This window comes from Frigoribacterium sp. PhB160 (assembly GCF_003751785.1).
Lineage (GTDB): Bacteria > Actinomycetota > Actinomycetes > Actinomycetales > Microbacteriaceae > Frigoribacterium.
In genome coordinates this window covers 344,408-368,385 of sequence record NZ_RKIE01000003.1, presented here as the reverse complement: position 1 = coordinate 368,385, position 23,978 = coordinate 344,408, and the positions used below count along the sequence as shown (strand labels likewise).

Below are 23,978 nucleotides of genomic sequence, written 5' to 3'. Positions count from 1 at the left end.
ACCGAGGCGTACTTGACGACGCCATGGGCAGTCGCGCCCCTTTGTGTTGGCTTCAAAGAGTCTGACCGCAATTCGGCTCTCCGACGAGCGGGGGCGCTGCGGTCCGGACTCCGATACCACGCTCTCCCCGTACCCGGGGGCTGAGAGCAGCTAGCGATGGGGCGCCAGATTGGCCGCGGTCCGCAATGCCTCGGCGGCAACGTAACTAGTTGCGATCGACAGGCCCAGCTGGGCGTAGGCAGCCATCAGCGCGCCAACTCGATGACGAACGTCCCGCTCGAGTTCGCCTCGCTCTTTGCCGATGTTCCGGTCCGTTGCGAAGCACTGGAGCTGGTCGTGCACATGATCCCAACGAACGGCTACCTGAGCTTCACGGCCGGCCCCTGGTTCTACGAAGGTGACGTACCCGAAGGGCCTGCCGTCTTTCATGCTCAGGTCGACCGTGTCCAAGTGCCACCCGGAGATCTCGCGGCCGGGGTCCGCTCGCCACACGGCGACGCTCGCGGGGCTCGAGCTCAGGCCCGTGATCTCGACCTGGCCGTCCCTCAGGCCTATCGCGTGCATGCCACCACCTCGTTTCATGTCGTCGCGATCCTGGCACGAAGCCGGTCGAAGTGGTAATAGTTATGACCATGAGCGCAGAAAATGAGGCGATTCCTCCCAAGAGCAAGGCGTTTGGCATCGTCACGGCGCAAGGCCGTGTCCTCGACCTGAGCGACTCGCTGACCGACACCGTCAACCCGAGGGTCATCTGGCGCGCTCACCCAGAAGGCGCCATCCACGGCCTGAGCGCGAAGGCCGGCGAGCACGAGGCCTCGGTCACCTGGATTTCGCCCGACGAGGCCTTTCATGAGGAAAGCACCAATGACGCCCCGGTGTCCCTGACGGCGCATGTGAGGAAGACCTACCTGGCCTACATCAGCTTGTGCTTGAAGCTCGGCGAATTCCAGCTCGAGGCCACACCGATCACGGACCTAGAAGGAGGCATCACAGGCACATCGCTTCGAGCACGACTCGCCGCACGTGGAGCCACGTGGCTCGCCGATCTGCCCGCTCTCGACCGACAGCGCTTCTCGCGGATACCAAAAGCAAGCGAGGTGACCATGGTGGACGCTCCTGAGACGGCTTCACCCCCGTCGGAGACGAGTTCTGCGAAGGGGAAGAAGAACCCGGGAAGTTGACCGAAGACGGCCGTCAATGGCCCCGTGGCCATAGACCGACGCCGAGCCCCCGCTCGAGCTTCGCGATCGTTTCGAGGTCCGGCCACACCTGGCCCGCCAGGACGCTCAAAAGAGTCGTATGGGTGACGCCTGAAGCTTCGGCCACCGACCGGATGCTGCGACTGCCGACGGCCTGACGAAGGTTCTGGGCGAATCTGCGAGCCACTTCCCCGATCGGGTCGTCCGAGTGGACGTCCGGCCACGGGGACGGAGCTAGCGCGGCTGGTTTCGCGCGCGCTGTTCTACCCATGCCGCAAGGCTAGGCGTGCCGGCTCGAGCGCACGGCCGCCCCGTCGAACGTGTCCCAAATTGGTCATTGTAATGACCACATTCGAGCTTGGAGATGAGTGCCGGTGAGCGATGGGGCTGACGAACGCCGCGAGCGGCAACTCGAGGTGGTGAGGCGCATGGCAGAGAGACAGCCCGAGGCGCCGGCCGCGGCTCACTACGACTACACGCCGAAGATGCCCGCTGATCAGTGGGACGCCATCCGCCCCTACGTGCAGCGCGTCGTTCGAGACACCGCCCCCAGAACGCCGTACTCCGAGAAGGAGCTCTACCCGGCCGTCTCCCGTCTCGCCTTGTTCGCCTGGGCGACAGCAAGCGTCCCCCTCGAAGATGACAACGTCTTCGACCCGAGGTTCATCAACCGCTTCGTGCAACATCACCTCGGGCAGTACAGCAGGGCCGGAAAAAACACCCTGCGCGCTCGCCTGAGACGCACGTCGGAGGCACTCTTGGGCGACGAGGCTGCCGGCACATTCCGAGCCCTAGGCAAGGCTGAGGCGTCACGTCCGTATACCCCGAGCGAGGTGGCTTCGTTGTTGTCGTGGGCCAGTAGCCAGCACGACGAGGAACGGACGACCAGCGCCGGTGCGCTCCTCGCTCTGGGCCTCGGGGCGGGACTGACGGGGCGGGAGATCATCGATCTCGAACTTGCGGACGTCACGACAGATGATCGGGGCGTCGTGGTGCACGTGTCGGGTGACGACGCGAGAGACGTCCCGGTACTCAGCCAGTGGGCGCCCCTCCTGACGCGCCGAACGGCGTCCAGGGCCGCATCCCGATGGGCATTCCGCAGTGGGCAGCGAGGCGGGAACATCAATCTCGTCACCGACTTCGTCAGTCGAATTCCGCGTCCGTCGGTCGAACTCCAATCACGACGCATGCGCGCGACTTGGATCGTCGAACACCTGCGACGCGGGACACCCCTAGACCTCCTGCTCGAGGTCGCCGGCTTGCAGTCGGCCGAAGCGCTCGACCGACTCCTGCCCTATGTCGCGAGGTCGGACGACGACCCGCGGCGGGAATTGCTCCGGTGACGACTGCCGCTCCAGCATGAGCCGAGGCAGCGCTCTGGCCGAGACACAGCCAGCACACCCCACGTCGCTCAGGCCAGCTCAGACGCCTAGGTGGCGACGGGCGCTGGCCACATCTTCAAGACGCATCACGACCTCACCCCTGAGGAGACGCCCCAACCGTTCAGGGCTTTGCCCAGACGCAGCCGCGTAGTTCCCGACCGAGCGAAACCGCGTCGCTATTGCGGCTCTGATGCTGCAGGCGAGGCGGTGCTGGATGCGCGAAGCACCCCACTGGTCGAGCTGGCCTGACGAGAACGACACCGTCGAGACCCATTGAGCTTCAGGGTCGCGACCGAAACGGCTTGGCTCACGCAGGTACGACCGCGGCTCAAAACGTGGATCGGGCACCCCGATAGTTTAGATGTGCGCTAAGAGCGCATATGACTGCTTGATGACCCCGTCTTGTCTCATGTCCATCTCTCGTGACCACCCCTGACGAGACACAGCCTGCGACTTTCCCCCCTTCCCAACTCGAGCGTGCAGTAGCACACTTTGGTCAATCTAATGACCACGCCACGCTGGAGCTTCAGGAGGCGATCTTGCGATACCACCCGCGCCGCATCGCCCCGACCAAGTGGCTGCCCGTTCGGGACTTCACGCTCGCGTGCGTCCTCGACGCTAAACCTCACGACATGCTCTACACGAGGATCCTCCTGACCTTCGCGAGCCGGTACGTCGTGTGGGCGTTCCACGAGGCCGGTGCGGACCTGCGCCGCGATGACCTCTTCTACCCGTCCATGATCTACCGCTTCGCACGCACCTACCCCAGCGCCAAGACGCAGCAGCTGGCCGAAGCCAGACTCCTGAACCTCGCTGAAGCGCTCGGCTACGAACCGTCTCCTCACCGCCTTAGAAAGCAGAGCCGGGAGATACGACCCTTCTCACCTGCAGAGCTTCCCGCCTTCGAGAGCTGGGCCGCGTCGAGGTCCACCGACCGAGCCCGCCGTGATTCATACGGGCTTCTCGCGCTTGCCGGTGGCGCAGGCCTCGGAGCGACCGAGATCGCCGCGGTCCGTGGCCGAGACTTGACGCGCACTCCGGCTGGCTGGGTCGTCCGCGTGACCGGGAAGGCGCCGCGAAGCATCCCCATCCGTATCGGGTGGGATTCTTACGCGGACCTCGCTTTCGAGGGCCTTGACGACGATGACTATGCGGTCATTCCTCACCGCAAGGAGTCCTCCCGGGAGATCGCGCTGATGCACTACGGCGCCCGATACGAGGGCCCTGCTATTCGCCGCCTTCGCATCACCTGGATCGTGGACCAGATCAACGTTCTGCCCCTAGCGAGCATCGTCTACGCGGCCGGATTCAAGAACGTCTCGTCGCTCCTTCGATACGCGCCACAGGCCAAGGTCATGCCTGAGGCTGAGCTTCACGCGCTTCTCCGCTCAACGGGAGCGACTCAGTGACTGGCGAATCTTCCTTCCACGACGAGGAGTTCTTCAACGGCATCTACACAGCCGACCGAATCATCAGCGGATCGACCAAGACCACCAAATTCCGCGGCGCCGACGCCCGAGAGTGGATGACCTTCCTCCGTTCATCCGGCGTCATCGAGCTCCTCGCGACCTGGCGCGCGGAGGACCGCCAGAAGAAAGCTCCGGGCGGCGCCAAGGCAAAGATCGATGACCTGGCCATCCTGACCGTGGTGATGATGCTCCTGTCGGAGCAGTCCATGATCTTCGTGCGCGAGATGGGCCGCGTCTTTGAACACCGTCTCGACGATGAAGCCCGTCGCGAGCTCGGCATCGCTCACCTGTACGACAACGACAAGCCCAACGACTGGTACTTCCTGGCATGGCGGGCCATGCACCGCATCATCGACCTCTGGGATGCCTGGCCGGCACCGCGCCGGCTCCTCACTCACGAGGAGCGGAGCAGCCTGGACGCGCTCCGGGACAAGAACATCGAACGCCGGGCACACGAGCGCAGCATGACCTTCACGAACACGCTGCTGGAGGCCACCGCCCAGAACCTGCCTCGAGCCGTGCGGCGTCAGCGTCTTGCGCTCTCCGTCGACCAGACGGTGCTGCGTGCGCCGAGCCAGAAGAATCGTTGGCCGCGGGAGAACGGCGTCGAGCAGCCCATGTTCATCGCAGGCACAGACCAAGAACAGCCGAAGTACGCAATGGAGCTCGAGGCTGACCTCTACCCCATCGACAAGGGCGAGAAAGAACGGGTCTTCAGCAAGCACACCAAGGAGGACGGCAAAGCCAGCGTCAAGCAAGCACGGAGCCGGTGGCTGCTCGCTTACACGGCGAACCTCATCATCGACGTCAACGAGGACCCATCAGGTGACCCCACCGAAGCACCACAGCTGATCCGTGGAGCAAGCCTGACTACGCCGAACAAAGGCATCGGCTTCCACACCGTCGAGCTCGTGAAGAACATCCAGGAACGCGGCTATGACATCGCGCGCCTCTCGTCCGACCTCGGATACTCGGCGGGTCTCACCATGGAGGACTTCCACCGTCCGATGAGAGAGCTCGGCGTCGGCCTCGTCTTCGATTACAACCGCGCGAATCAGACCGGTGTCCGGGGCCAGGTCGGTGGAGCCAAGCTCGTCGAGGGCGGTCAGTTCTGCCCCGGCACCCCGAAGCGACTCCTCGACGCGACGGTGCGGCGCAACAACAAGGAGATCGACAACGTCGAGTGGTCCCAGCAGATCGACGAGCGTGACGCATACCGACTCCACAAGAAGGAGGGTCCCGACGCCAACGGCAACGTGAAGATGCGCTGCCCAGCCCTCGGCCCGAGTGCGACGGTCGAGTGCCCTCTCCGCCAGCTCGACAAGCGTGCATCCCCGGACAAGGAACGCCGGCAGGTGCTGCAGGGCAACGTCCCAAAGCAGAAAGACAAGGTCTGCTGCCAGACCTCAATCACCGTGCGCCCAGAGGACGGCGAGAAGATGAACCAGATGCTGCCCTACGGCAGCAAGGAATGGTCCAAGACCTACCGCCGCGACCGCAACAGCATCGAGAGCTTCAACGCATTCATCAAGACAGGCCCCGAGCGCATCGCCGACTCCAGCGCGCGGCGCCTGCGAGGTCTTGCCGCTCAGCAGTTCCTTCTGGCCATGCTCGCGACGGCCGCGAACATCCGGAAGATCGTCACCTTCCTGGCGGCCAAGCACCGAGCGCCGAAGGACCGCGACCGCCGCGTCGCGAAAGGCCTGACGCCGACGCCTGCCCGGCGCACCCGCCGTCGTGACGCCGAAGGCATGAGCAACTACCGCGCCGACTACGTCCGGCCCGAACTCTCCCCGTTCCCGACGAGCGGACCCGCCGACGACCCACCTCCGCGAACGTAGGCCCAGGCTCGTTCCAAGACACAACACCCGAGCTTTCAGCTCTACCCCAACGCTCACGATGTAATTCGGCGCGCCCACAAGGGCGCGCCGCTTCGTCGTTTAAGCCGACGGGGCCCTCGATGGTTCGAAAAGAGCCGCTCAACAGCCTCGAAACCCTCTTCGGCAAGCGCTTCTAGGCCCGAAACGGAAGAAAGCCCCCGAACTACTCGGGGGCTTTCTTCTCGGGCTGAGTTCCGCAAACGAATTTCGAACGAAGCGCAAACAACCCTTTGGCGGTACCGGTGGGATTTGAACCCACGGTGGAGTCTCCCCCACACATGTTTTCGAGACATGATCCTTCGGCCGCTCGGACACGGTACCGAGAGAGAGATTAGTACATCCGCGGGGGGTTGTCGAAATCGGGAGCGAGGCAGCGGGGCCGACCCGCGCCTCCCCGTGTCGCCCAGCGGGAGCGCAGCCGACCCGCAGCGGACGCGTGGCCGCCCGGGCGTACTCTCCGCTCATGCCTCTCCGCCCGTCGCTCGCCGCTCTCTCGGGGGTCGCCGGCACCCTCGCCGTCGGCTCCGCGCTCTTCGCCACGTACCGCCGCCTCGCCCGCCACCAGCGCGCCGAGGCCGCGAAGCTGAACGACCTGCTGCCCGTGCACTCCGCCTGGTGGCGCGCCCGGTTCGACCACAAGGGCGCCCTGCTCTACGTCGCGCTCGGCGACTCCGCCGCGCAGGGCATCGGCGCCTCGAGCCCCGGACGCAGCTACGTCGGCCGCCTCTCCACCCGCCTCCGCGCCGCCACCCACTCGTCGCTGCGCGTCGTCAACCTCAGCGTCAGCGGCGCCACCACCTGGCTCTGCCGCCGCGACCAGCTGCCGAAGCTCGAGAAGTACGAGCCCGACATCGTCACCTGCGCGATCGGTGCGAACGACATCATCGACTACGACCCCGAGGCGTTCGAGCGCAACATCCGCCACGTCTACGCCGCCCTGCCGAGCCACGCGATCGTCGCCGACCTGCCCTGCATGTGGATCCCCGACCGCGAGAAGAAGGTCGCCCACGCCAACGCCGTCCTCCGCCGCGTCGCCGAGGAGCACGGCCTCACCGTCGCCCCCCTCTACGCCACCACGCGCGCGCAGGGCTTCCTCCGCACGTACCGCAACTCGGCCGGCGACCTCTTCCACCCCAACGACCGCGGCTACCGCGTCTGGGCCTCGGCCTTCGAGCCCGCCATCGCGGCCCGCGTCGCCCGCATCGCCGCCGACCGCGCGGTCTCCGACGCCGACGCCACCGTGCACGACTCGGCCGCCGCGGGCACCACGGCCCGGGCCGCCGAACGTGCCGCCGGACGAGCCTCCCGCCGCGGCACCGGACCCCTCGCCGCCGACTGACCCCACCCCGTCCGGAGGCGCCCCCTCTGTCGGTGGGTCCACCTACCCTGGACCCATGGCCCGCTCCACCTCCCCCTCCTTCCGCTGCACCGAGTGCGGCTGGACCAGCCTCAAGTGGGCCGGCCGGTGCGGCGAGTGCCAACGGTGGGGCACCGTCGTCGACGTCACCTCGGCCCTCGTCAGCGCCCGCGGCACCGCCGCCGTCACCGTCGGCACCGACCGCGTCGCCCGCCCCATCACCCAGGTCGAGGCGAACAGCGTCGCCTACTGGCCGAGCGGCATCGACGAGTTCGACCGGGTGCTCGGCGGGGGCATCGTCCCGGGCGCGGCCATCTTGCTCAGCGGCGAGCCCGGCGTCGGCAAGTCGACCCTCCTGCTCGAGGTCGCCTCGCGCGCCGCGGCCACCGGTGCCCGCGTGCTCTACGTCACGGCCGAAGAGAGCGCCTCGCAGGTGCGGCTGCGCGCCCAGCGCACCGGGGCCATGCACGACAACCTCTTCCTCGCGGCCGAGGTCGACCTCTCGGTCATCCTCGGGCAGATCGACCAGGTCGACCCGCAGCTCGTCATCGTCGACTCCGTGCAGACCGTCTCGTCGTCGTCGATCGACGGCATCGCCGGCGGCACCTCGCAGGTGCGCGAGGTCGCGTCGACGCTCATCCGCGTCAGCAAAGACCGCAACCTGCCGGTGCTGCTCGTGGGGCACGTGACGAAGGACGGCACGATCGCCGGCCCGCGCCTCCTCGAGCACCTGGTCGACGTCGTGTGCCAGTTCGAGGGCGACCGGCAGACCGCGCTCCGCTTCATCCGTGCCCACAAGAACCGCTTCGGCCCGACCGACGAGGTCGGCTGCTTCGAGATGACCGGCGACGGCATCGCCGAGGTCGCCGACCCCAGCGGCCTCTTCATGTCGCGCGGCGGCCCGCCCGTCAGCGGCACCTGCATCACCGTCGCCATGGAGGGGCGTCGCGCCCTGCCCGTCGAGGTTCAGGCCCTCATCGTCGCGAGCAGCACGCCGCAGCCCCGACGCGTCGTCAACGGTGTCGACTCGTCGCGCGTCGCCATGCTGCTCGCCGTGCTCGAGCGCCGCGCGGGCATCCGCCTCGGCGACGCCGACGTCTACGTCTCGACCGTCGGCGGCATCAAGATCACCGAGCCCGGCGCCGACCTCGCCATCGCGCTGGCCCTGGCGAGCGCCAGCCGCGACAAGAGCTTCCCGCACACGCTCGCGGCCGTCGGCGAGATCAGCCTCGCCGGCGAGATCCGACCCGTCTCGTCGCCGAAGCAGCGCGCCTCCGAGGCCCGTCGGCTCGGCTTCACGCAGCTCGTCGACTCCGAGAGCGGCAACCTGCGCGAGGCCTTGCGGCTCGCCTTCAGCGCGGCGTCCACGCCGCGCGAACGCGAGCTCGACGGCGCGTTCTAGCCAGGCTGCCGGCCTGACCCGCGCAGGCGGCCAGGAAACACGGCCCGGGGGACGATGCACGCCCGGGCCCGAGCGTGTCCCGTCCCGTCGACGGTGTCTCGGGACGAAAGCCCGGCGGCGGCCCGGCCGCGCCAGCGGCTAGCGCAGGGCCTTGAGCAGGTCCTCGGGCGCGGCCGCCATCGTGTGCGGCCCGGCGATGTCGAAGAAGACCTGCTCGAGCACGTCGAGGTGCACCTCCATGAAGGCCCGCAGCGCGTCGCTGTCGTAGAGCATGACCTCGAGGTCGGGGTCGTCCGGCACCATCGCGGCGTACGCCTCCTTCGAGGAGAACAGCAGCAGGATGCGCTTGTCGGTGTTCTCGCGCCCGAAGACGCGCACCTGCTCGGCCGCGCCGAACACCGGCTCGGACGAGTCGGCGTCGACTGAGGCGTCGGCTGAGGCGTCGGCCGGCGGCACGACCAGCTTCGGCACCACGACCACGTCGTGGCGCAGCGCGAACGCGACGGCGGCGACGTCCTGGCTGGCCAGGGCCAGCTCGAGCGCCTCGGAACGGGGGGAAGCAGGGTCGGTCATCGCTCAGTTCAGGATCATGGGGGCGGTCTCGGTCGACGTGATGTCGCCGACGCTGACGGAGAGGCGGTAGGTCGCGCCTCCTCCCGTCACGGGGGTGCGGGTGGTGCTGTCGCAGGTGTCGGCCGACGAGCGCGTGCGGTCCCAGGCGATCGCCGGGGTCGTGAGCGTCTGGCCGGCGGTGAGGGTGACGTCCTGGTCGGTGCCGTTGACCTGGCAGTCCTTCGACGACCAGTACTGCTCCTCGCCGCTCGACACCGTCAACGTCTGCTGCGACGACCCGAGGTTCAGCACGCAGTCCGTCGAGCCCGTGTTCGTGATCGACATCGAGATCTGCGGCAGCTCGGTGGAGGCGTACGACTGCTTGTCGGCGATCGGCACCAGCTCGACGTCGCTCGCGTCGCACGCGGCGGCGTCCCCGGCTGCCGGGGCGTCGGTGGCCTGCTCGGTCGCGTCGGCGGCGGGTGCCGTCCCGGTCGCGGACGGCTCGGGCGCGGGTGCCTCGGCGGCGGGGGTGGTGGTCGTCGCCGCGCCGGGCTCCGCCCCCGACCCCGGTCGCACGACGATCAGCACGATGACGATCACCACGACGACGAGCCCGAGCAGGAGCACCGCGCGTCGACGCCAGTACACCGACGGCGGCTGCGGCCCGGTCGGATTCGTGAACGTCGACATGCGCACAGGCTAGGCGCGGGCGGCGGCCCGGCCGGTGAGGGCGGCGGCGTGTGCGCTGAGAATCAGCCGAGCGACGGCAGGGCCTTGAGCATGCGCGAGTTGCCGAGCGTGTTCGGCTTCACGCGGGCCAGGTCGAGGAACTCCGCGACGCCCTCGTCGGTCGACCGTACGAGCTCGGCGTAGACCTCCGGCGGCACCAGCCCCTCGTCACCGACGTTGAGGTAGTCGTGCTTCTCGAAGAAGTCGACCTCGAACGTGAGGCAGAAGAGGCGACCGATCTCGAGGCGGCGGGCGGCGCCTTCCAGCGAGTCGAGGAGGCGGTGCCCCACCCCCTTGCGGATCCACGCCGGGTCGAGCGCGAGCGTGCGGATCTCGGCGAGGTCGTCCCACATGACGTGCAGCGCCCCGCAGCCGATCGGCACCCCGTCGGGGCCGACCGCGACCTGGAACTCCTGCACGTCGCCGTACAGCGTCACGAGGTCCTTGCCGAGCAGGATGCGACGCTTCACGAAGGGCTCGCAGAGCCGCTGGATGTGCGGCACGTCGCTGACGACGGCGTCGCGCACCGTGATGCCGTGCTGGTCGCCTGTGGTCATCGGGCAAGCCTACCCACCGGCCCCGCGCCTCCTGGCGGGGGGAACGCCGGAGGGCGGCCCGGCCGGAGCCGGACCGCCCTCGGGCGTGGTGCGGGACGAGCCCGCGGGTGGTGCCTAGTCGTCGCTCTTCTCGAGCACGAGCACCTCTTCGCGGCCCGGCTGGCGGGTCGTGGTGAAGACGAACTCGCCGTCGACGTAGTCGACCAGCACGTGGTCGCCCGCCGTCAGGTCACCCGTGAGGATGCGCTCGGACAGGCGGTCCTCCACCTCGTGCTGGATCGCACGACGCAGCGGGCGCGCACCGAGGGCGGGGTCGAACCCGACCTTGATGAGCTGCTCCTTCGCGGGCACCGTCAGCTTGGCCGTCATGTCGCGGTCGAGCAGGCGGTCGCTGAGGCGCTTCACGAACAGGTCGACGATCTGCAGCAGCTCGGGGCCCGACAGCTGCGGGAAGACGATGGTGTCGTCCACGCGGTTGAGGAACTCGGGCTTGAAGTGCTTCTTGAGCTCTTCGTTGACCTTGGCGCGCATGCGGTCGTAGCCGGTCGCGGTGTCGCCCTCGATCTGGAAGCCGACGGGACCGCCGGCGATGCCCTTCGACCCCAGGTTGGTCGTCATGATGATGACCGTGTTCTTGAAGTCGACGACACGACCCTGGCCGTCGGTGAGACGACCCTCTTCGAGCACCTGCAGCAGCGAGTTGAAGATGTCGGGGTGGGCCTTCTCGATCTCGTCGAAGAGCACGACGGAGAACGGCTTGCGACGCACCTTCTCGGTGAGCTGGCCGCCCTCCTCGAAGCCGACGAACCCGGGAGGGGCACCGAACAGCCGCGAGACGGTGTGCTTCTCGCCGAACTCCGACATGTCGAGGCTGATCAGGGCACCCTCGTCGTCGAAGAGGAATTCGGCGAGCGCCTTGGCCAGCTCGGTCTTGCCGACGCCCGTGGGGCCCGCGAAGATGAACGAGCCGGAGGGGCGGTTCGGGTCCTTGAGGCCCGCACGCGTGCGTCGGATGGTCTTGGAAAGCGCCGCGATGGCCTCCTCCTGACCGATGACGCGCTGGTGCAGCGCCTGCTCCATGAAGACGAGACGCGAGGTCTCTTCCTCGGTGAGCTTGAAGACGGGGATGCCGGTCGCCTGGGCCAGCACCTCGGCGATGATGCCCTCGTCGACCGTGCCGCCGGCACCGGCCTCGCCCGAGCGCCACTGCTTCTCGAGGCGCAGGCGCTCACCGAGCAGCTTCTTCTCCTCGTCGCGGAGCGAGGCGGCCTTCTCGAAGTCCTGGTCCTCGATGGCGGCTTCCTTCTGCGCGCGCACGCCGGCGATGCGGTCGTCGAACTCGCGGAGCTCGGGCGGCGCCGAGAGGATCGACAGGCGGAGGCGCGCCCCGGCCTCGTCGATCAGGTCGATCGCCTTGTCGGGCAGGAAGCGGTCGCTGACGTAGCGGTCGGCGAGGTTCGCCGCCGACACGATGGCGCCGTCGGTGATCGAGACCTTGTGGAACGCCTCGTACTTGTCGCGGAGCCCCTTGAGGATGTTGATCGTGTGGGGCAGCGACGGCTCGTTGACCTGCACCGACTGGAAGCGTCGCTCGAGGGCGGCGTCCTTCTCGAAGTGCTTGCGGTACTCGTCGAGCGTCGTGGCGCCGATCGTCTGCAGCTCGCCGCGGGCAAGCAGCGGCTTGAGGATCGAGGCGGCGTCGATCGCGCCCTCGGCGGCGCCCGCACCCACGAGGGTGTGGATCTCGTCGATGAAGACGATGATGTCGCCGCGGGTGCGGATCTCCTTCGTGACCTTCTTCAGGCGCTCCTCGAAGTCGCCGCGGTAGCGGCTGCCGGCGATGAGCGAGCCGAGGTCGAGCGAGTAGAGCTGCTTGTCCTTGAGCGTCTCGGGCACCTCGCCCTTGACGATGGCCTGCGCGAGGCCCTCGACGACGGCGGTCTTGCCGACGCCGGGCTCGCCGATCAGGACGGGGTTGTTCTTCGAGCGGCGGGAGAGGATCTGCATGACCCGCTCCATCTCCTTCTCGCGGCCGATGACCGGGTCGAGCTTGTTGTCGCGTGCGGCCTGCGTCAGGTTGCGGCCGAACTGGTCGAGGACCTGGCTGCCGCCCTGGGCGCCCTGCTGCTGCTCGCCTCCCACGGCCACCGCCTCCTTGCCCTGGTAGCCGGACAGGAGCTGGATGACCTGCTGGCGGACGCGGTTGAGGTCGGCCCCGAGCTTGACGAGCACCTGGGCGGCGACGCCCTCGCCCTCGCGGATCAGGCCGAGGAGGATGTGCTCGGTGCCGATGTAGTTGTGGCCGAGCTGCAGGGCCTCGCGGAGGCTCAGCTCGAGGACCTTCTTCGCGCGGGGCGTGAAGGGGATGTGGCCGGTCGGCTGCTGCTGACCCTGGCCGATGATGTCCTGGACCTGCTCGCGCACGGCGTCGAGCGAGATGCCCAGCGACTCGAGGGCCTTGGCGGCGACGCCCTCGCCCTCGTGGATGAGCCCGAGCAGGATGTGCTCGGTACCGATGTAGTTGTGGTTGAGCATCTTCGCCTCTTCTTGGGCGAGGACGACGACGCGACGGGCACGGTCGGTGAATCTCTCGAACATCTTCTAGCTCCCTCGGTGACGGGGTGGGAGTGTCGTCACCGTTGTGCGGCCGGTGCCCGCAGGGGGTGGGACCGGTTCTACAGAGAGAGTAACCACGGGCCCTGGGGGCCACATCCCCTGTTCGCTGGCGGCGTGACGACGTCCTCGGGCGGGTGTCAGAGGGGGCGCATACGGTCTGGTCATGGGCACCTTCACCGTCGGGCTCGTCCCCCACCCCACCAAGTCCGTCCGCGAGTCGATCGACATCCTCTGCGCGTGGAAGGCCGCGGGCGTGCCCGGCAGCGTCCCGCACGGCGGGGCGGCCGGCGTGGGCGGCGCGTCGGGCGCAGGCGCCGGCGCAGGCACAGGCGACGCCGACGCGGCGGCGCGCAAGCAGGTCTCCCTCGTCGCCCGGGCCTCCGACGCCGACCGGGTGTCCGCCGGCGACGGCGGCCGCGACAGCGGGGTCGAGCTCGTCGACGAGGCCACCTTCCGCGACCGCGTCGACGTCGTCGTGGCCCTCGGCGGCGACGGCACGATGCTCGGGGCCATGCGGCTCGTGGCCGGTCGGCCCGTGCCGGTGCTCGGCGTCAACTACGGCAACGTGGGCTTCCTCGTCGAGGTCGAGCCCGCCGAGCTGACCGACGCCCTCGAGCGCATGAGCGAGAAGCGGTTCTCGCTCGAGCCGCACCACGCGATCGAGGTCGTCCACACCACGTCCGGCTCCGAGAGCCGCTACCTCGCCTTCAACGACGTCTCGATCGCGCGCCGCCCCGGCGAGGGCGTCGTGACGGCCGACCTCGTCGTCGACGAGACCCCCTACGGCTACTACAAGGCCGACGCGATCATCGCGGCGACCAGCGCCGGCTCGACCGCCTACAACTACGCGGCGGGCGGGCCCGTGCTCTCCCCCGCCGTCGCCGCGACGCTGATCACCCCCGTCGCGCCCATGTCGGGCATCGACCGCTCGGTCGTGCTCGGGCCGGGCGAGGCGCTGCGCTTCCAGATCGGTGCGGGCACGCAGTCGGCCGGGCTCGAGGTCGACGGCCGCGTGGTCGCCGACGTCAGCGCGGGCTGCGTCGTCTCGATGCGGCTGCGCCGCGAGGCCGGCCAGGTCATCCGCTTCGACGCCGGACGCCACCAGACGAAGGGCCGCCTCAAGCTCAGCCTGCTCGACCTGCCCCTGCGCGAGGACCAGCTGCTCGAGCTCGTCCCGAGCGACGTCCGCGCCCGCTTCAAGGCGCGCACCGCGCACAAGCGTCCGTCGCTCGGCCTCGGCCCGGGCCCGCTCGCGGTGCCCGAGGGCGACCCCGTCGTCGGGCTCGACGCGCGCGGCGACGACGTCGAGCTCGACGACCAGGTCGTCGACGAGTCGACGGCCGACGGCGACGCGACGGGTGCCCTCGACGAGGGTGCCGCCCTCGACGACACGGCGACCCGCGGAGGCGCGGCGCCCGATCTCGAGGACGCGAGCGACCCCGACGACATCGACCGCGCCTCCCACGCTCACGTCCCGTCCTGACCCGGCCGAGGCCTGCGGGTGGATGGTCGCGCCCGGACCGGGCTGGCGACGGTTCGTGGACACTCGTCGCCCACCTCGGCCCGGGCATGACGAAGGGCCGCTCCCCCACGGGGAAGCGGCCCTTCGGCAGCTGCGGCCTACTGCAGGTAGAGCTGCAGGTCCTGCGAGACGGCCTTGGCGAACATGCGCAGGCGGGCGCGGCTCTCGACGCGCGAGACGGCCTGGCGCGAGCTGTGGACGCGCTTGCTGATCTCGTCGAGGGTCATCGGCTGGTCGTCGTCGAGGCCGAAGCGCATGCGGATCACGCGGGCCTCGTCCTCGGGCAGCGTCGCCACGAGGGCGTGCATGTCGCGGTTGAGCAGCGCGTTCTCGGTGGCGGCCGTGGGCGAGGGGGTCTCCTCGTCCTCGATGAAGTCGCCGAGCTCGCTGTCCTCCGCGTCGCCGACGACGGTGTGGATCGAGACGGGCTCGTGCGAGCGCGACTTGAGCTCGACGAGGTCGGCGACCTCCATGGCGACCTCTTCGGCGACCTCCTCGACGGTGGGCGCACGGCCCAGGTCGACGGTGAGGTCGCGCTCGGCACGCGAGATGCGGTTGATGCGCTCGACCGTGTGCACCGGGATGCGGATGGCGCGCGCCTTGTCGGCGAGGCCGCGGGCGATGGCCTGGCGGATCCACCACGTGGCGTAGGTCGAGAACTTGTAGCCCTGCGTGTAGTCGAACTTCTCGACGGCGCGGACGAGGCCGAGGTTGCCCTCCTGGATGACGTCCATGAAGGGGAGGCCGCGCTGCGTGTAGCGCTTGGCGATGCTGACGACGAGGCGGAGGTTCGCGGTGATCATGCGGTCCTTCGCACGCTCGCCGTCGTGCTGCAGCCAGCGCAGGTCGCGGAGCATCTCGGCGTGGGCCTTGGTGCGGTTCTTCTTGACCGCGTCGGCCGCCTGGAGCTCTTTCATCTTCTCGCCGGCGAAGAGGCCGACCTCAATGCGACGGGCGATCTCGGTCTCCTCCGCGGCGTCGAGGAGGGGCATGCGGCCGATGTGGCGGAGGTAGTCGCCGACCTGGTCGGTGGAGGCGCCGCGGACCTGCGACAGGACCTCGACCTCGGTGTCGTCAGCGGCGCTCGTGGTCTCGCTGGTGGTGCGGGTGGTGGTGACAGCAGTCATCGTTCTCTCCCTGCTCGAATACAGACGTTCTTGTCATGTCGAATAGTTCGTGAAGCTCTTCGGCGTGTGACCACTCTGGCGCAGCCGCATAGTCGTACAGAAGCCACTCAGGCCGTTCGCAAGCTTGTTCGGAGCACGCGTCCAGGGTTTCGACGGATTCGGGGGACGTGAGGCTGTCAACTTTGACGGCAGGCGACGCGCGGGTGTACGCCGAGCGCCGACGACCCGGGGTACACGCACGTGAGGGAACGTCGGCGAGAACCCTCGAGAGGCGGGAACGCCGGAGGCGCGGTGCCCGTCCGGCACCGCGCCTCCGTCACGCAGGGGGTCGGCTGGTCAGGCCGTGGTGCGGCTCTCGCCGGACGCGGCGCGCTCCTCGGCCTCGGCCTTCGCGCGCTCCTCCGCCTCGATCTGCGAGTAGACGGCGCGCTCGGTGCGGTCGGCGCGGAGCAGGGCTCGCACGGCGAACCAGAAGATCAGGCCGACGACGATGGTCGGCGTCACGGCGAAGACGGCAGCTCCCCAGAATGTCTCAGGCACCCGGCAAGCGTAAGCGGTCGGACCCGTGAACGGGCACCGAGCCTCGGGAGCCGCCCCGCGCCTCCGGCGCTCGAGGCGTGGTGGCGCGGCCGGGGCCGGGCGTGCGGGCTACTTGACCAGCGGGAACAGGATGGTCTCGCGGATGCCGAGGCCGGTGATCGCCATCAGCAGGCGGTCGATGCCCATGCCCATGCCGCCGCTCGGCGGCATGCCGTGCTCGAGCGCCTGGAGGAAGTCGTCGTCGAGCCGCATCGCCTCGGCGTCGCCGCGGGCCGACAGGGCGGCCTGCTCGACGAAGCGCTCGCGCTGGATCACGGGGTCGACGAGCTCGGAGTACGCCGTGGCGAGCTCGAAGCCGCGCACGTAGAGGTCCCACTTCTCGACCACGCCGGGCTTCGAGCGGTGCTGGCGGACGAGCGGGCTCGTGTCGACGGGGAAGTCGACGACGAAGGTCGGGCGGTCGAGCGAGGGCTTGACGAAGTGCTCCCACAGTTCTTCGACGAGCTTGCCGTGGGTCTCGTGGGGCACGACGAGGTCGACCGTGGCGGCGAGGGCCTGCAGGTCGGCGACGCTCGTCTCGGGCGTGACCTCGGTGCCGGAGGCGGCGCTGAGCGACTCGTACATCGGCACGCGCTCCCACTCGCCGCCGAGGTCGTACTCGGTGCCGTCGCTGAGGGTGACGAGGTGCGAGCCGGAGACCGCCATGGCCGCGTCCTGCACGAGCTCTTGGGTGAGGCGGGCCATCTGCTCGTAGTCGCCGTAGGCCTGGTACGCCTCGACCATCGCGAACTCGGGCGAGTGCGTCGAGTCGGCGCCCTCGTTGCGGAAGTTGCGGTTGATCTCGAAGACGCGGTCGATGCCGCCGACGACGGCCCGCTTGAGGAAGAGCTCGGGCGCGATGCGGAGGAACAGCTCGGTGTCGAAGGCGTTGCTGTGCGTGCGGAACGGCCGGGCCGCGGCGCCGCCGTGCATCGTCTGCAGCATCGGGGTCTCGACCTCGAGGTACTCGTACGAGTCGAAGGTGCGACGCAGCGACGAGACCGCGGCGGCGCGGGCACGCACCGTGGTGCGGGCCTGCTCGCGGACGATCAGGTCGAGGTAGCGCTGACGCACGCGCGTCTCTTCGCTGAGCTCGGAGTGCAGGTTCGGCAGCGGCAGCAGCGCCTTCGCGGCGATCGACCACTCGCTCACCATGATCGACAGCTCGCCGCGCCGTGACGAGATGACCTGGCCCTTGACGAAGACGTGGTCGCCGAGGTCGACGAGCTCCTTCCACTCGGCGAGCGACTCGTCGCCCACCTCGGCGAGCGACACCATCGCCTGGATGCGCGAGCCGTCGCCGGCCTGCAGCGCCGCGAAGCAGAGCTTGCCCGTGTTGCGGGCGTGGACGACGCGGCCGGCGAGGCCGACGACCTCGCCGGTCTCGGCGCCGGCCTCGAGCTCGGCGTGGCGCGCGCGCACCGCGGGGATCGTGTCGGTGACCGGCACGCCCACGGGGTAGGCCTCGCGCCCCGAGGAGAGCAGCCGCTCGCGCTTCTCGAGCCGCACCTGCTTCTGCTCGGACGCCTCCGCCGCGGCGGCGGCCTGGGCGGCTGCGTCGTCGGCGGGAGCGGTGCCGGTCGCGGGAGCGGCGCCGGCCGTGCCGGTCGCGGGAGCGGTGTCGGGAGTCTCGGGGGCGTCGGTCATGGCGGTGAGGTGCTCCTGCGAGGTGGCGACGAACGGGGGGAGGTGGAGACGAGGAGGCGCGGTGCCCTCAGGCGCCGGAGCCGCCGAACGCGGTCGGCGGGTGGACGGACCCGGCCACGTCGATGGTACCGGGGCCCACCGACGCCTCGGCCACGCCCAGGGCGCGGTCCATGGCCGACCGGACGAGCGGCGCGATGACCCGGCCCGGCTCGGGGACGCCCAGCTCGGCGAGCATCGCGACCGACTGCGTGACGATCGCGGCCGAGAACTCGGTGGCCGTCGCGACCGCCTCGGCGTAGCGGGGCCGGTCGGCCTCGGCGACGAGCACCGGCTCGGCGCCCATCTCGACGACGAGCGCCTGGCCGATCGGCTGTACGGGCACGGGAGCGGTGACCGCACACCACGCCTCGCGCAGCCGGACCAGGTCGATCGTCGTCCCGGTGAAGGTGAGCGCCGGGTGGATCGCGAGCGGGATGGCCCCCGCCCCGAGCGCCGGGCGCAGCACCTCGAGCCCGTGCACCGGCGACGTGTGGACGACGAGCTGCCCGGCCTGCCAGGCGCCGGTCGTGGCGAGGCCCTGCACGAGCCCCTCGAGCTGGTCGTCGGGCACGGCGAGCAGCACGAGCTCGCTGCGCTCGACCACCTCCTGCACCGTCAGCACGGGGGCACCGGGCAGCATCGCCTCGGCCCGGTCGCGGCTGCGCTCGGAGACGGCCGAGATGCCGACGACGGCGTGGCCGGCCGCGGCGAGCGCGGCGCCCAGCACGGGGCCGACGTGTCCGGCCCCGACGATCCCGATGCCGAGGCGGCCGCTCTGCTGCGGGCTCATGGGCGGCCTCCGTCGGGGTGCGGGTGGGTGGGGTCGTGCGGGTCGGCGTCGGCGGCCGGGGCGGGGGACGCGGAGGCGCGGGCCGGGTCGCCGACGGCGGCCGACAGCCAGCGGTGCGTGCGGTCGGCCTGCGCGGCCGCGACCGCGTCGCGCGCCGTGTCGCGGAAGAACGTCATCGCGTCGTGCTCGTCGAGCGCCCCGACATGGGCCGTGATCGGACCCGCGACGGTGTGCAGGTGGACGGCGGCGAGGCGCATCCGGCGCAGCAGCGGGCCCTGGTGCAGTCCGACGCTCTGCACTCGCGGCAGGGGCACGATGACGAGCTCGCGCCAGATCGCCCCCTTGCGCAGCAGCACCGCTCCGGGCGCGGCCCGGAACCCGTTGCGCCGCCAGGAGAACCAGCGCAGCACCGCGGCCCGACGGGGCGAGGTCGTGAAGCCGCCGTCGGCGCCCCGCGAGGTGAGGCCGTCCTCGACGAGGCGGAGGGTGTGGGAGGCGTGGTCGTCGGCGGCCTCGCCGACCTCCTTCGCGAGCACGAGCGGCTCCGGCGCGCGTTCGGGCGTGGGCGCCGACTCGTCGACACCACCCGCCGCGCCCGCGGCACCCGCGCCCCCGGCGCCCGCACCCGCGGCACCCGCCGCCAGCTCCGCCTCCGCGGCGCCGACGCCGACGAGCTCCGGCAGCACGAGCTCGAGCACCCGCCGCACGTCGCCCTCGTCGCCGACCGGCAGCAGGATCGCCCCGCTCTGCTGGGCCGCCGCGTCGCCCGCCTTCGACCGCGACGCCTTGTTGATGGAGATCTGCCACCAGCCGAACGGCCGCCAGAGCAGCGGCTGGCTGACCCGCACCGAGTGGATGCGGCCCGGGGGCAGCGTCTCGTTCGTCGTCGAGAACAGCCCGTAGCCGATGCGGATGCCGTCGCGCGTCCCCGCGATGCTGTACCGCAGCGACTTCGTCACGCGGCTCACGTAGTACGGCCCGGTGCTCAGCGCCGCGGGCAGCAGGGCGAACAGCAGGAAGAACTCGCCCGTCAGCCGCACGCTGACGATCACCGCGACGACGGCCGCGACGATGAAGAGGGTGAAGCCGCTGAGCACGACCGAGCCGACCAGGCGGCGGACGTCCACCTTGACGACCGACGCGGGGGGCGCCTCCTCGGGTCCGTCGCCGTCGCGGAGGAACTCCTGCGCGCGCTGCTCGACGACCCCGACGAAGCCGCCCTTGGCCAGCGAGGGGGCGTGGGTCGCGCCGGGGCCCTCGTCGTCGCGCCGCTGCGCCCCCGACGCCCGCCGCAGGATCTCGCGGCGCAGGTCGTCGGCCGAGGCGCTCCGCAGGTAGGCGAGCGTGACGTTCGCGTCGTCGCCCGCCTGGCTGATCTCGAGCTTGGCGGCGCCGAACACCCGCGCGACGACCGGCCGCTGGATGTTGATGCCCTGCACCCGGTCGAGCCGCGCCCGGCGGTTGGTGCGGAAGACGACCCCGCTCCGCACCTCGACCGTGTCGTCGGTCACGCGGAACGTGTTCATCCGCCACGACAGCCAGAACACCGCGACGAGCAGGGCGACGAAGCCGACGATGCCGAGCAGGATCCAGAGGAGCAGGCCGTGGCCGAGCACGTACCCGAACGGGTCGCCCTCGCCGTCGCCGCGCTCGCCCGGCACGAAGGCCCCGACGACGAACTCGCGGGCGTTGTTGACGACGATGCCGAGCAGGATCACCAGGGCGATGCCGCCCTTGAGCAGGGGCGTCGCGGGGTGCAGCCGGTGCCACTCGCCGTCGGTCAGCGCGGCGACCTCCGCCGGCGCCGCCGTCGGTCCGGGGACACGAGGAGGCGCGTCGCCGCCGCCGGGACCGGCCGCCGTCACAGCCCCGCCCGCCTCGACTCGGCCAGCTCGACCAGGCGGTCGCGCAGGGCCTCGGCCTCGGCCTCCGGCACGCCAGGGATCGTCACGGCCGACGCGGCGGCCGCGGTCACGAACTTGAGGTCGCTGAGCCCGAGCGCCCGGACGACCGGGCCGCGGTTGATGTCGATGAGCTGCATGCGGCCGTAGGGCACGGCCACGAAGCGGAGGAAGAGGATGCCCTTGCGCAGCAGCAGGTCGTCCTCGCGCAGCTGGTACCGGATCGACCGCACCCGGCGCGGCACGAACGCGCAGGTGACGAGCGTCGCGACGACCAGGGCGACCGTGATCAGCCGCCACTGCCACGCGTCGAGGAACCAGAGCGGGATCGTGGCCGCGGCGACGAGCAGGCCCGTGACCAGCCAGCCGACCACCTCGGGCCAGACGTAGCGGGGCGAGATGCCCGTCCAGGTCGCGTCGTCGACGTCGAGTCGGTCCATGGCGGGTCCTCCGGGAGCGTGCTGTCGGCGGTGGTCGGGCGGCGTCAGGCTGCCTGCGCCCCGGGTCCGCCCTCGTCGTCGTCCCCGGGCGGCACCGTGCACATGCGTTCGGCGACGATCCCCGCCACGAGGAGGGCGAGGCCCCCCACGACGGCGATGACCGTGGGCACGACGGAGCCTAGCGCGAGGCCCACGCCGCGGGTCAGGACGAAGAGCAGCACCCCGCCGGCGGCCCCGCCGAAGAGCGCGCCCGAGAGGCTGCTGGCCTTCGCGAGCAGCAGCACGCGCGTCGCGTAGTACGGGTCGACGCGCTCGGTGCTCGTGCCCTTGGCCACCCGGCGCACGGGCAGGGCGAGGGTGACGATGACGGCGCCGAGGGCGATCAGCACGAGGCCGAGCGCGGCGGGCGGCACGACCGCGGGGCTGCCGGAGGCGACGAGCGCCGCGTCGAGGACGAAGCCGACGGCCAGCGCGACGGCGGCGAGGCCGATCAGGGTGCCGGGGCGGGTGTGCCTCACGCGGGTCCTCCGAGGGTCGGGGTCGAGGTGGTCGGGGTCGAGGTGGTCGGGGTCGAGGTCGAGGCGGTCGGGGTCGGGTCGGGCGGCGTCGGCTCGACGTCGGGCTCGGGCCGCGCGGTCGGGGGCCGGTCGAGCCGACCCGCGCCCGGCACGACCCGGGTGCGGTCGGGCAGGAGCTCGAGGAGGTCGGCGACGCGTCCTGCTCGGCCGAGCCGCGCCTCCGGGTCGACCTGCAGCCAGGGCTCGAGCACGAACGCGCGCTCGGCTGCACGCGGGTGCGGCAGCGTGAGGCGCTCGGTGGCGAGCTCGACGTCGCCGAGCGCGACGATGTCGAGGTCGAGCGTGCGGTCGCCCCAGCGCTCGTCGCGCACGCGGCCGTGCTGCTGCTCGATCGCGGCGAGGGCGTCGAGCAGCTCGAGGGGCTCGAGGTCGACGTCGGCGATCAGCACGGCGTTGAGGTACTCGGGCTTCGACTCGTCGGGGCCCTCGAGCGTGACGGCCACCGACGAGACCGGCGCGGAGGCGGCGACCACCGAGACCCCCGCCGTCGCGTCGATCTCGGCCACGGCCGCGCGCAGCAGCTCGGCGCGGTCGCCGAGGTTCGAGCCGAGCGCGACGACGGCCCGGCGGGTGCCGCCGCTCACGCCCGCTCCCGCACGATCGTGATCGACACGTCGCCGAACGGGACGGTGATGGGCGCTCCGGGCTTGTGCACCGTCACCTCGGCGATCGCGGCCGCCGGGTGGGCGAGCACGACGCCCGCGATGCGCTCGGCGAGCGTCTCGATCAGGTCGACGGGGTCGCTCTCGATCGCGGCCACGATCTCCTCCGCGAGCACCCCGTAGTGGACGGTGCGGTCGAGGTCGTCGCCCGCGGCCGCGGCACGGACGTCGAGGTGCACGACCGCGTCGACGACGAACTCCTGTCCGTCGCGCCGCTCGTGGTCGAAGACGCCGTGGTGGCCGGTCGCCCGCACGCCGGTCAGCCGCAGCACGTCGAGGCCGCGCGCCGCGAGGGCGGGCGCCTCGCCGGGGCCGCCGCTCACGCGTGCCTCGCCGGACGTCCGGAGGCGCTTCCCCGCTCCCACGCCCGCCACACGTCGAGCGCCGTGCGGGTCGCCGCGACGTCGTGCACGCGCACCGCCCAGGCCCCCGCCTGCGCCGCCAGCACGCTGACGACCGCGGTCGCCGGGTCGCGCTGCTCGGCCGGGGCGCCGTCGGGCAGCAGCTCGCCGAGGAACCGCTTGCGCGACGCCCCCACCAGCACGGGGAAGCCCAGGCGCGCGAGCTCGGGCAGGCCCGCGAGCACCTGCCAGTTCTGCGCGGCGTCCTTCGAGAAGCCGACGCCCGGGTCGACCACGACCCTCGCGGGGTCGACGCCCTGGGCGACGAGGTCGGCCACGCGGGCCTCGAGCTCGTCGCGCACGAGCCCGGCCATGTCGCCGAGGGCCTCGTCGTCGGGGCCGGCGCCGCGGCCGACGTCGAGCAGGCGCTCGAGCCCGAGGTGCCCCGTGCCGACGTGGGCCGCGCCGAGGCGGCCCGGCCCGAGGTGCCCGCGCCAGTGCATGGCGACGAAGGTGGCACCGGTCTCGGCGACGACCCGGGCCATCTGCCGGTCGGCCAGGCCGCCCGAGACGTCGTTGACGATCTCGGCGCCGGCCTCGACGGCGGCGGCGGCCGTGGCCGCGTTCATGGTGTCGACGCTGACGCGCACCCCCTCCGAGGCGAGCTGGCGGACGACGGGCAGCACCCGGCGCCGCTCCTCGACGGGGTCGACCCGCACGGAGCCCGGTCGCGTCGACTCCCCGCCGACGTCGATCACGTCGGCACCCACGGCGAGCAGCTCGCGGGCGTGGGCCAGGGCGCGGTCGACCTCGGTGAAGCGGCCGCCGTCGCTGAACGAGTCGGGCGTCACGTTGAGGATGCCCATGACGAGCGTCCGCCCGGCGACGACGACCGGAGGCGCGGCCCGGCGGGCGCGGGAGGCGAGCGCCGGGCCGGCGTCCCCCGTGACGCCGGCGACGACGGCGGGCTCCAGGGCGGCGGGCTCCAGGGCGGCAGGCGCCAGGGCGGCGGGCGCGGAAGCGGCGGCACCGGCGGCCGCGCGGGCCGCCTGCTCGGCCTCGAGCTCGGCCAGCTCGGCGCGGGCCTCGGGCGGGGCCGCGTGCGACCCGACGCGCTGCCGCTCGCGGAGCACGCGCGGCGGCGTGGCGGACGGCCGCGTCGGCCCGTCGACGAGCCCCGGTGCCGCGTGCGACCCGAGGCGCCCC

At 71.0% G+C, this 23,978-nt stretch carries 23 protein-coding genes and 1 tRNA gene; 8 read left to right on the top strand and 16 right to left on the bottom strand.

Annotated features, from left to right (window positions below; genetic code table 11):
* Positions 1-156: 156 nt before the first annotated feature.
* Positions 157-621 (top strand): hypothetical protein, encoded by a 465-nt coding sequence (locus EDF38_RS15745; RefSeq protein ID WP_148061511.1) that lies wholly within the window; start codon positions 157-159, stop codon positions 619-621.
* A gap of 11 nt (positions 622-632) precedes the next feature.
* Positions 633-1,181, top strand: coding sequence for a hypothetical protein (locus EDF38_RS14790; protein WP_148061510.1), 549 nt, complete (start codon positions 633-635; stop codon positions 1,179-1,181).
* A 13-nt stretch (positions 1,182-1,194) separates the two neighbouring features.
* Here the strand turns inward: EDF38_RS14790 and EDF38_RS16125 are convergent, their stop codons facing one another.
* The gene (locus tag EDF38_RS16125; RefSeq protein ID WP_123356699.1) at positions 1,195-1,470 is read right to left on the bottom strand and encodes a helix-turn-helix transcriptional regulator; all 276 of its coding nucleotides are present in this window, start codon (positions 1,468-1,470) and stop codon (positions 1,195-1,197) included.
* A 157-nt stretch (positions 1,471-1,627) separates the two neighbouring features.
* On the opposite strand from EDF38_RS16125, the gene EDF38_RS14780 reads away from it, so the two are divergent.
* The 3 genes from EDF38_RS14780 to EDF38_RS14770 all read left to right on the top strand — a co-directional run bounded on the left by EDF38_RS14780 (position 1,628) and on the right by EDF38_RS14770 (position 5,891).
* Entirely contained in the window at positions 1,628-2,542 is a 915-nt protein-coding gene (locus EDF38_RS14780; protein ID WP_148061509.1) for a hypothetical protein, read from the top strand.
* Positions 2,543-3,120: 578 nt separating this feature from the next.
* Positions 3,121-3,990, top strand: a complete 870-nt coding sequence (locus tag EDF38_RS14775) for a hypothetical protein (RefSeq protein WP_148061508.1) — start codon at positions 3,121-3,123, stop codon at positions 3,988-3,990.
* Positions 3,987-5,891: a hypothetical protein gene (locus tag EDF38_RS14770; protein ID WP_123356693.1), complete on the top strand. Its 1,905-nt coding sequence runs from the start codon at positions 3,987-3,989 to the stop codon at positions 5,889-5,891. Before EDF38_RS14775 ends, EDF38_RS14770 begins: the two co-directional genes overlap by 4 nt.
* A gap of 270 nt (positions 5,892-6,161) precedes the next feature.
* Here EDF38_RS14770 and EDF38_RS14765 read toward each other — a convergent pair.
* Positions 6,162-6,251: transfer RNA gene (locus EDF38_RS14765), tRNA-Ser, on the bottom strand.
* A gap of 142 nt (positions 6,252-6,393) precedes the next feature.
* Between EDF38_RS14765 and EDF38_RS14760 the strand changes: the two genes are divergently transcribed.
* A complete protein-coding gene (locus EDF38_RS14760; RefSeq protein WP_148061507.1) occupies positions 6,394-7,269 on the top strand; it encodes an SGNH/GDSL hydrolase family protein in 876 nt (291 codons plus the stop codon).
* Positions 7,270-7,324: 55 nt separating this feature from the next.
* Positions 7,325-8,689, top strand: a complete 1,365-nt coding sequence (gene radA / locus EDF38_RS14755) for a DNA repair protein RadA (RefSeq protein WP_123356689.1) — start codon at positions 7,325-7,327, stop codon at positions 8,687-8,689.
* Between the two features lie 138 nt (positions 8,690-8,827).
* On the opposite strand, the gene EDF38_RS14750 is transcribed toward radA, so the two are convergent.
* The 4 genes from EDF38_RS14750 to EDF38_RS14735 form a co-directional block, all read right to left on the bottom strand.
* Positions 8,828-9,262, bottom strand: a complete 435-nt coding sequence (locus EDF38_RS14750; RefSeq protein WP_123356687.1) for a dehydrogenase — start codon at positions 9,260-9,262, stop codon at positions 8,828-8,830.
* A gap of 3 nt (positions 9,263-9,265) precedes the next feature.
* Positions 9,266-9,934, bottom strand: a complete 669-nt coding sequence (locus EDF38_RS14745; protein ID WP_123356685.1) for a hypothetical protein — start codon at positions 9,932-9,934, stop codon at positions 9,266-9,268.
* A gap of 62 nt (positions 9,935-9,996) precedes the next feature.
* On the bottom strand, positions 9,997-10,530 hold the full coding sequence (locus tag EDF38_RS14740; RefSeq protein WP_123356683.1) for an amino-acid N-acetyltransferase: 534 nt from the start codon (positions 10,528-10,530) through the stop codon (positions 9,997-9,999).
* A 114-nt stretch (positions 10,531-10,644) separates the two neighbouring features.
* Positions 10,645-13,128 (bottom strand): ATP-dependent Clp protease ATP-binding subunit, encoded by a 2,484-nt coding sequence (locus EDF38_RS14735; RefSeq protein WP_123356681.1) that lies wholly within the window; start codon positions 13,126-13,128, stop codon positions 10,645-10,647.
* A gap of 181 nt (positions 13,129-13,309) precedes the next feature.
* Here EDF38_RS14735 and EDF38_RS14730 point away from each other — a divergent pair, with 181 nt between their 5' ends.
* Complete coding sequence (locus EDF38_RS14730; RefSeq protein WP_199734756.1) at positions 13,310-14,629, top strand: NAD(+)/NADH kinase; 1,320 nt, start codon at positions 13,310-13,312, stop codon at positions 14,627-14,629.
* A gap of 137 nt (positions 14,630-14,766) precedes the next feature.
* Here EDF38_RS14730 and EDF38_RS14725 read toward each other — a convergent pair whose 3' ends face one another.
* The 10 genes from EDF38_RS14725 to folP form a co-directional block, all read right to left on the bottom strand.
* Positions 14,767-15,795: a sigma-70 family RNA polymerase sigma factor gene (locus tag EDF38_RS14725; protein ID WP_123356679.1), complete on the bottom strand. Its 1,029-nt coding sequence runs from the start codon at positions 15,793-15,795 to the stop codon at positions 14,767-14,769.
* A gap of 336 nt (positions 15,796-16,131) precedes the next feature.
* On the bottom strand, positions 16,132-16,335 hold the full coding sequence (locus EDF38_RS14720) for a hypothetical protein (RefSeq protein WP_123356677.1): 204 nt from the start codon (positions 16,333-16,335) through the stop codon (positions 16,132-16,134).
* Between the two features lie 108 nt (positions 16,336-16,443).
* Positions 16,444-18,021, bottom strand: coding sequence for a lysine--tRNA ligase (gene lysS / locus EDF38_RS14715; protein ID WP_123356675.1), 1,578 nt, complete (start codon positions 18,019-18,021; stop codon positions 16,444-16,446).
* A 67-nt stretch (positions 18,022-18,088) separates the two neighbouring features.
* Positions 18,089-18,850: a Rossmann-like and DUF2520 domain-containing protein gene (locus tag EDF38_RS14710; RefSeq protein ID WP_123356673.1), complete on the bottom strand. Its 762-nt coding sequence runs from the start codon at positions 18,848-18,850 to the stop codon at positions 18,089-18,091.
* Positions 18,847-20,715, bottom strand: a complete 1,869-nt coding sequence (locus tag EDF38_RS14705) for a PH domain-containing protein (protein ID WP_123356671.1) — start codon at positions 20,713-20,715, stop codon at positions 18,847-18,849. The genes EDF38_RS14710 and EDF38_RS14705 overlap by 4 nt, the downstream gene beginning before the upstream one ends.
* Complete coding sequence (locus EDF38_RS14700; RefSeq protein WP_123356669.1) at positions 20,712-21,191, bottom strand: PH domain-containing protein; 480 nt, start codon at positions 21,189-21,191, stop codon at positions 20,712-20,714. The genes EDF38_RS14705 and EDF38_RS14700 overlap by 4 nt, the downstream gene beginning before the upstream one ends.
* Positions 21,192-21,235: 44 nt before the next feature.
* Entirely contained in the window at positions 21,236-21,709 is a 474-nt protein-coding gene (locus EDF38_RS14695; protein WP_123356667.1) for a DUF3180 domain-containing protein, read from the bottom strand.
* On the bottom strand, positions 21,706-22,353 hold the full coding sequence (gene folK, locus EDF38_RS14690) for a 2-amino-4-hydroxy-6-hydroxymethyldihydropteridine diphosphokinase (RefSeq protein ID WP_123356665.1): 648 nt from the start codon (positions 22,351-22,353) through the stop codon (positions 21,706-21,708). The genes EDF38_RS14695 and folK overlap by 4 nt, the downstream gene beginning before the upstream one ends.
* Complete coding sequence (gene folB / locus EDF38_RS14685; protein WP_123357053.1) at positions 22,350-22,754, bottom strand: dihydroneopterin aldolase; 405 nt, start codon at positions 22,752-22,754, stop codon at positions 22,350-22,352. Before folB ends, folK begins: the two co-directional genes overlap by 4 nt.
* A complete protein-coding gene (gene folP / locus EDF38_RS14680; RefSeq protein WP_123357051.1) occupies positions 22,751-23,638 on the bottom strand; it encodes a dihydropteroate synthase in 888 nt (295 codons plus the stop codon). The genes folB and folP overlap by 4 nt, the downstream gene beginning before the upstream one ends.
* Positions 23,639-23,978: the final 340 nt, after the last annotated feature.

What these genes read in the sequence shown, in the direction of transcription:
- EDF38_RS15745 (WP_148061511.1), top strand. Translation starts at nt 157, where the DNA reads ATGGGGCGCCAGATTGGCCGCGGTCCGCAATGCCTCGGCGGCAACGTA.
- EDF38_RS14790 (WP_148061510.1), top strand. Translation starts at nt 633, where the DNA reads ATGAGCGCAGAAAATGAGGCGATTCCTCCCAAGAGCAAGGCGTTTGGC.
- EDF38_RS16125 (WP_123356699.1), bottom strand. Translation starts at nt 1,470, where the DNA reads ATGGGTAGAACAGCGCGCGCGAAACCAGCCGCGCTAGCTCCGTCCCCG.
- EDF38_RS14780 (WP_148061509.1), top strand. Translation starts at nt 1,628, where the DNA reads ATGGCAGAGAGACAGCCCGAGGCGCCGGCCGCGGCTCACTACGACTAC.
- EDF38_RS14760 (WP_148061507.1), top strand. Translation starts at nt 6,394, where the DNA reads ATGCCTCTCCGCCCGTCGCTCGCCGCTCTCTCGGGGGTCGCCGGCACC.
- radA (WP_123356689.1), top strand. Translation starts at nt 7,325, where the DNA reads ATGGCCCGCTCCACCTCCCCCTCCTTCCGCTGCACCGAGTGCGGCTGG.
- EDF38_RS14750 (WP_123356687.1), bottom strand. Translation starts at nt 9,262, where the DNA reads ATGACCGACCCTGCTTCCCCCCGTTCCGAGGCGCTCGAGCTGGCCCTG.
- EDF38_RS14745 (WP_123356685.1), bottom strand. Translation starts at nt 9,934, where the DNA reads ATGTCGACGTTCACGAATCCGACCGGGCCGCAGCCGCCGTCGGTGTAC.
- EDF38_RS14740 (WP_123356683.1), bottom strand. Translation starts at nt 10,530, where the DNA reads ATGACCACAGGCGACCAGCACGGCATCACGGTGCGCGACGCCGTCGTC.
- EDF38_RS14735 (WP_123356681.1), bottom strand. Translation starts at nt 13,128, where the DNA reads ATGTTCGAGAGATTCACCGACCGTGCCCGTCGCGTCGTCGTCCTCGCC.
- EDF38_RS14730 (WP_199734756.1), top strand. Translation starts at nt 13,310, where the DNA reads ATGGGCACCTTCACCGTCGGGCTCGTCCCCCACCCCACCAAGTCCGTC.
- EDF38_RS14725 (WP_123356679.1), bottom strand. Translation starts at nt 15,795, where the DNA reads ATGACTGCTGTCACCACCACCCGCACCACCAGCGAGACCACGAGCGCC.
- lysS (WP_123356675.1), bottom strand. Translation starts at nt 18,021, where the DNA reads ATGACCGACGCCCCCGAGACTCCCGACACCGCTCCCGCGACCGGCACG.
- EDF38_RS14710 (WP_123356673.1), bottom strand. Translation starts at nt 18,850, where the DNA reads ATGAGCCCGCAGCAGAGCGGCCGCCTCGGCATCGGGATCGTCGGGGCC.
- EDF38_RS14700 (WP_123356669.1), bottom strand. Translation starts at nt 21,191, where the DNA reads ATGGACCGACTCGACGTCGACGACGCGACCTGGACGGGCATCTCGCCC.
- folP (WP_123357051.1), bottom strand. Translation starts at nt 23,638, where the DNA reads ATGGGCATCCTCAACGTGACGCCCGACTCGTTCAGCGACGGCGGCCGC.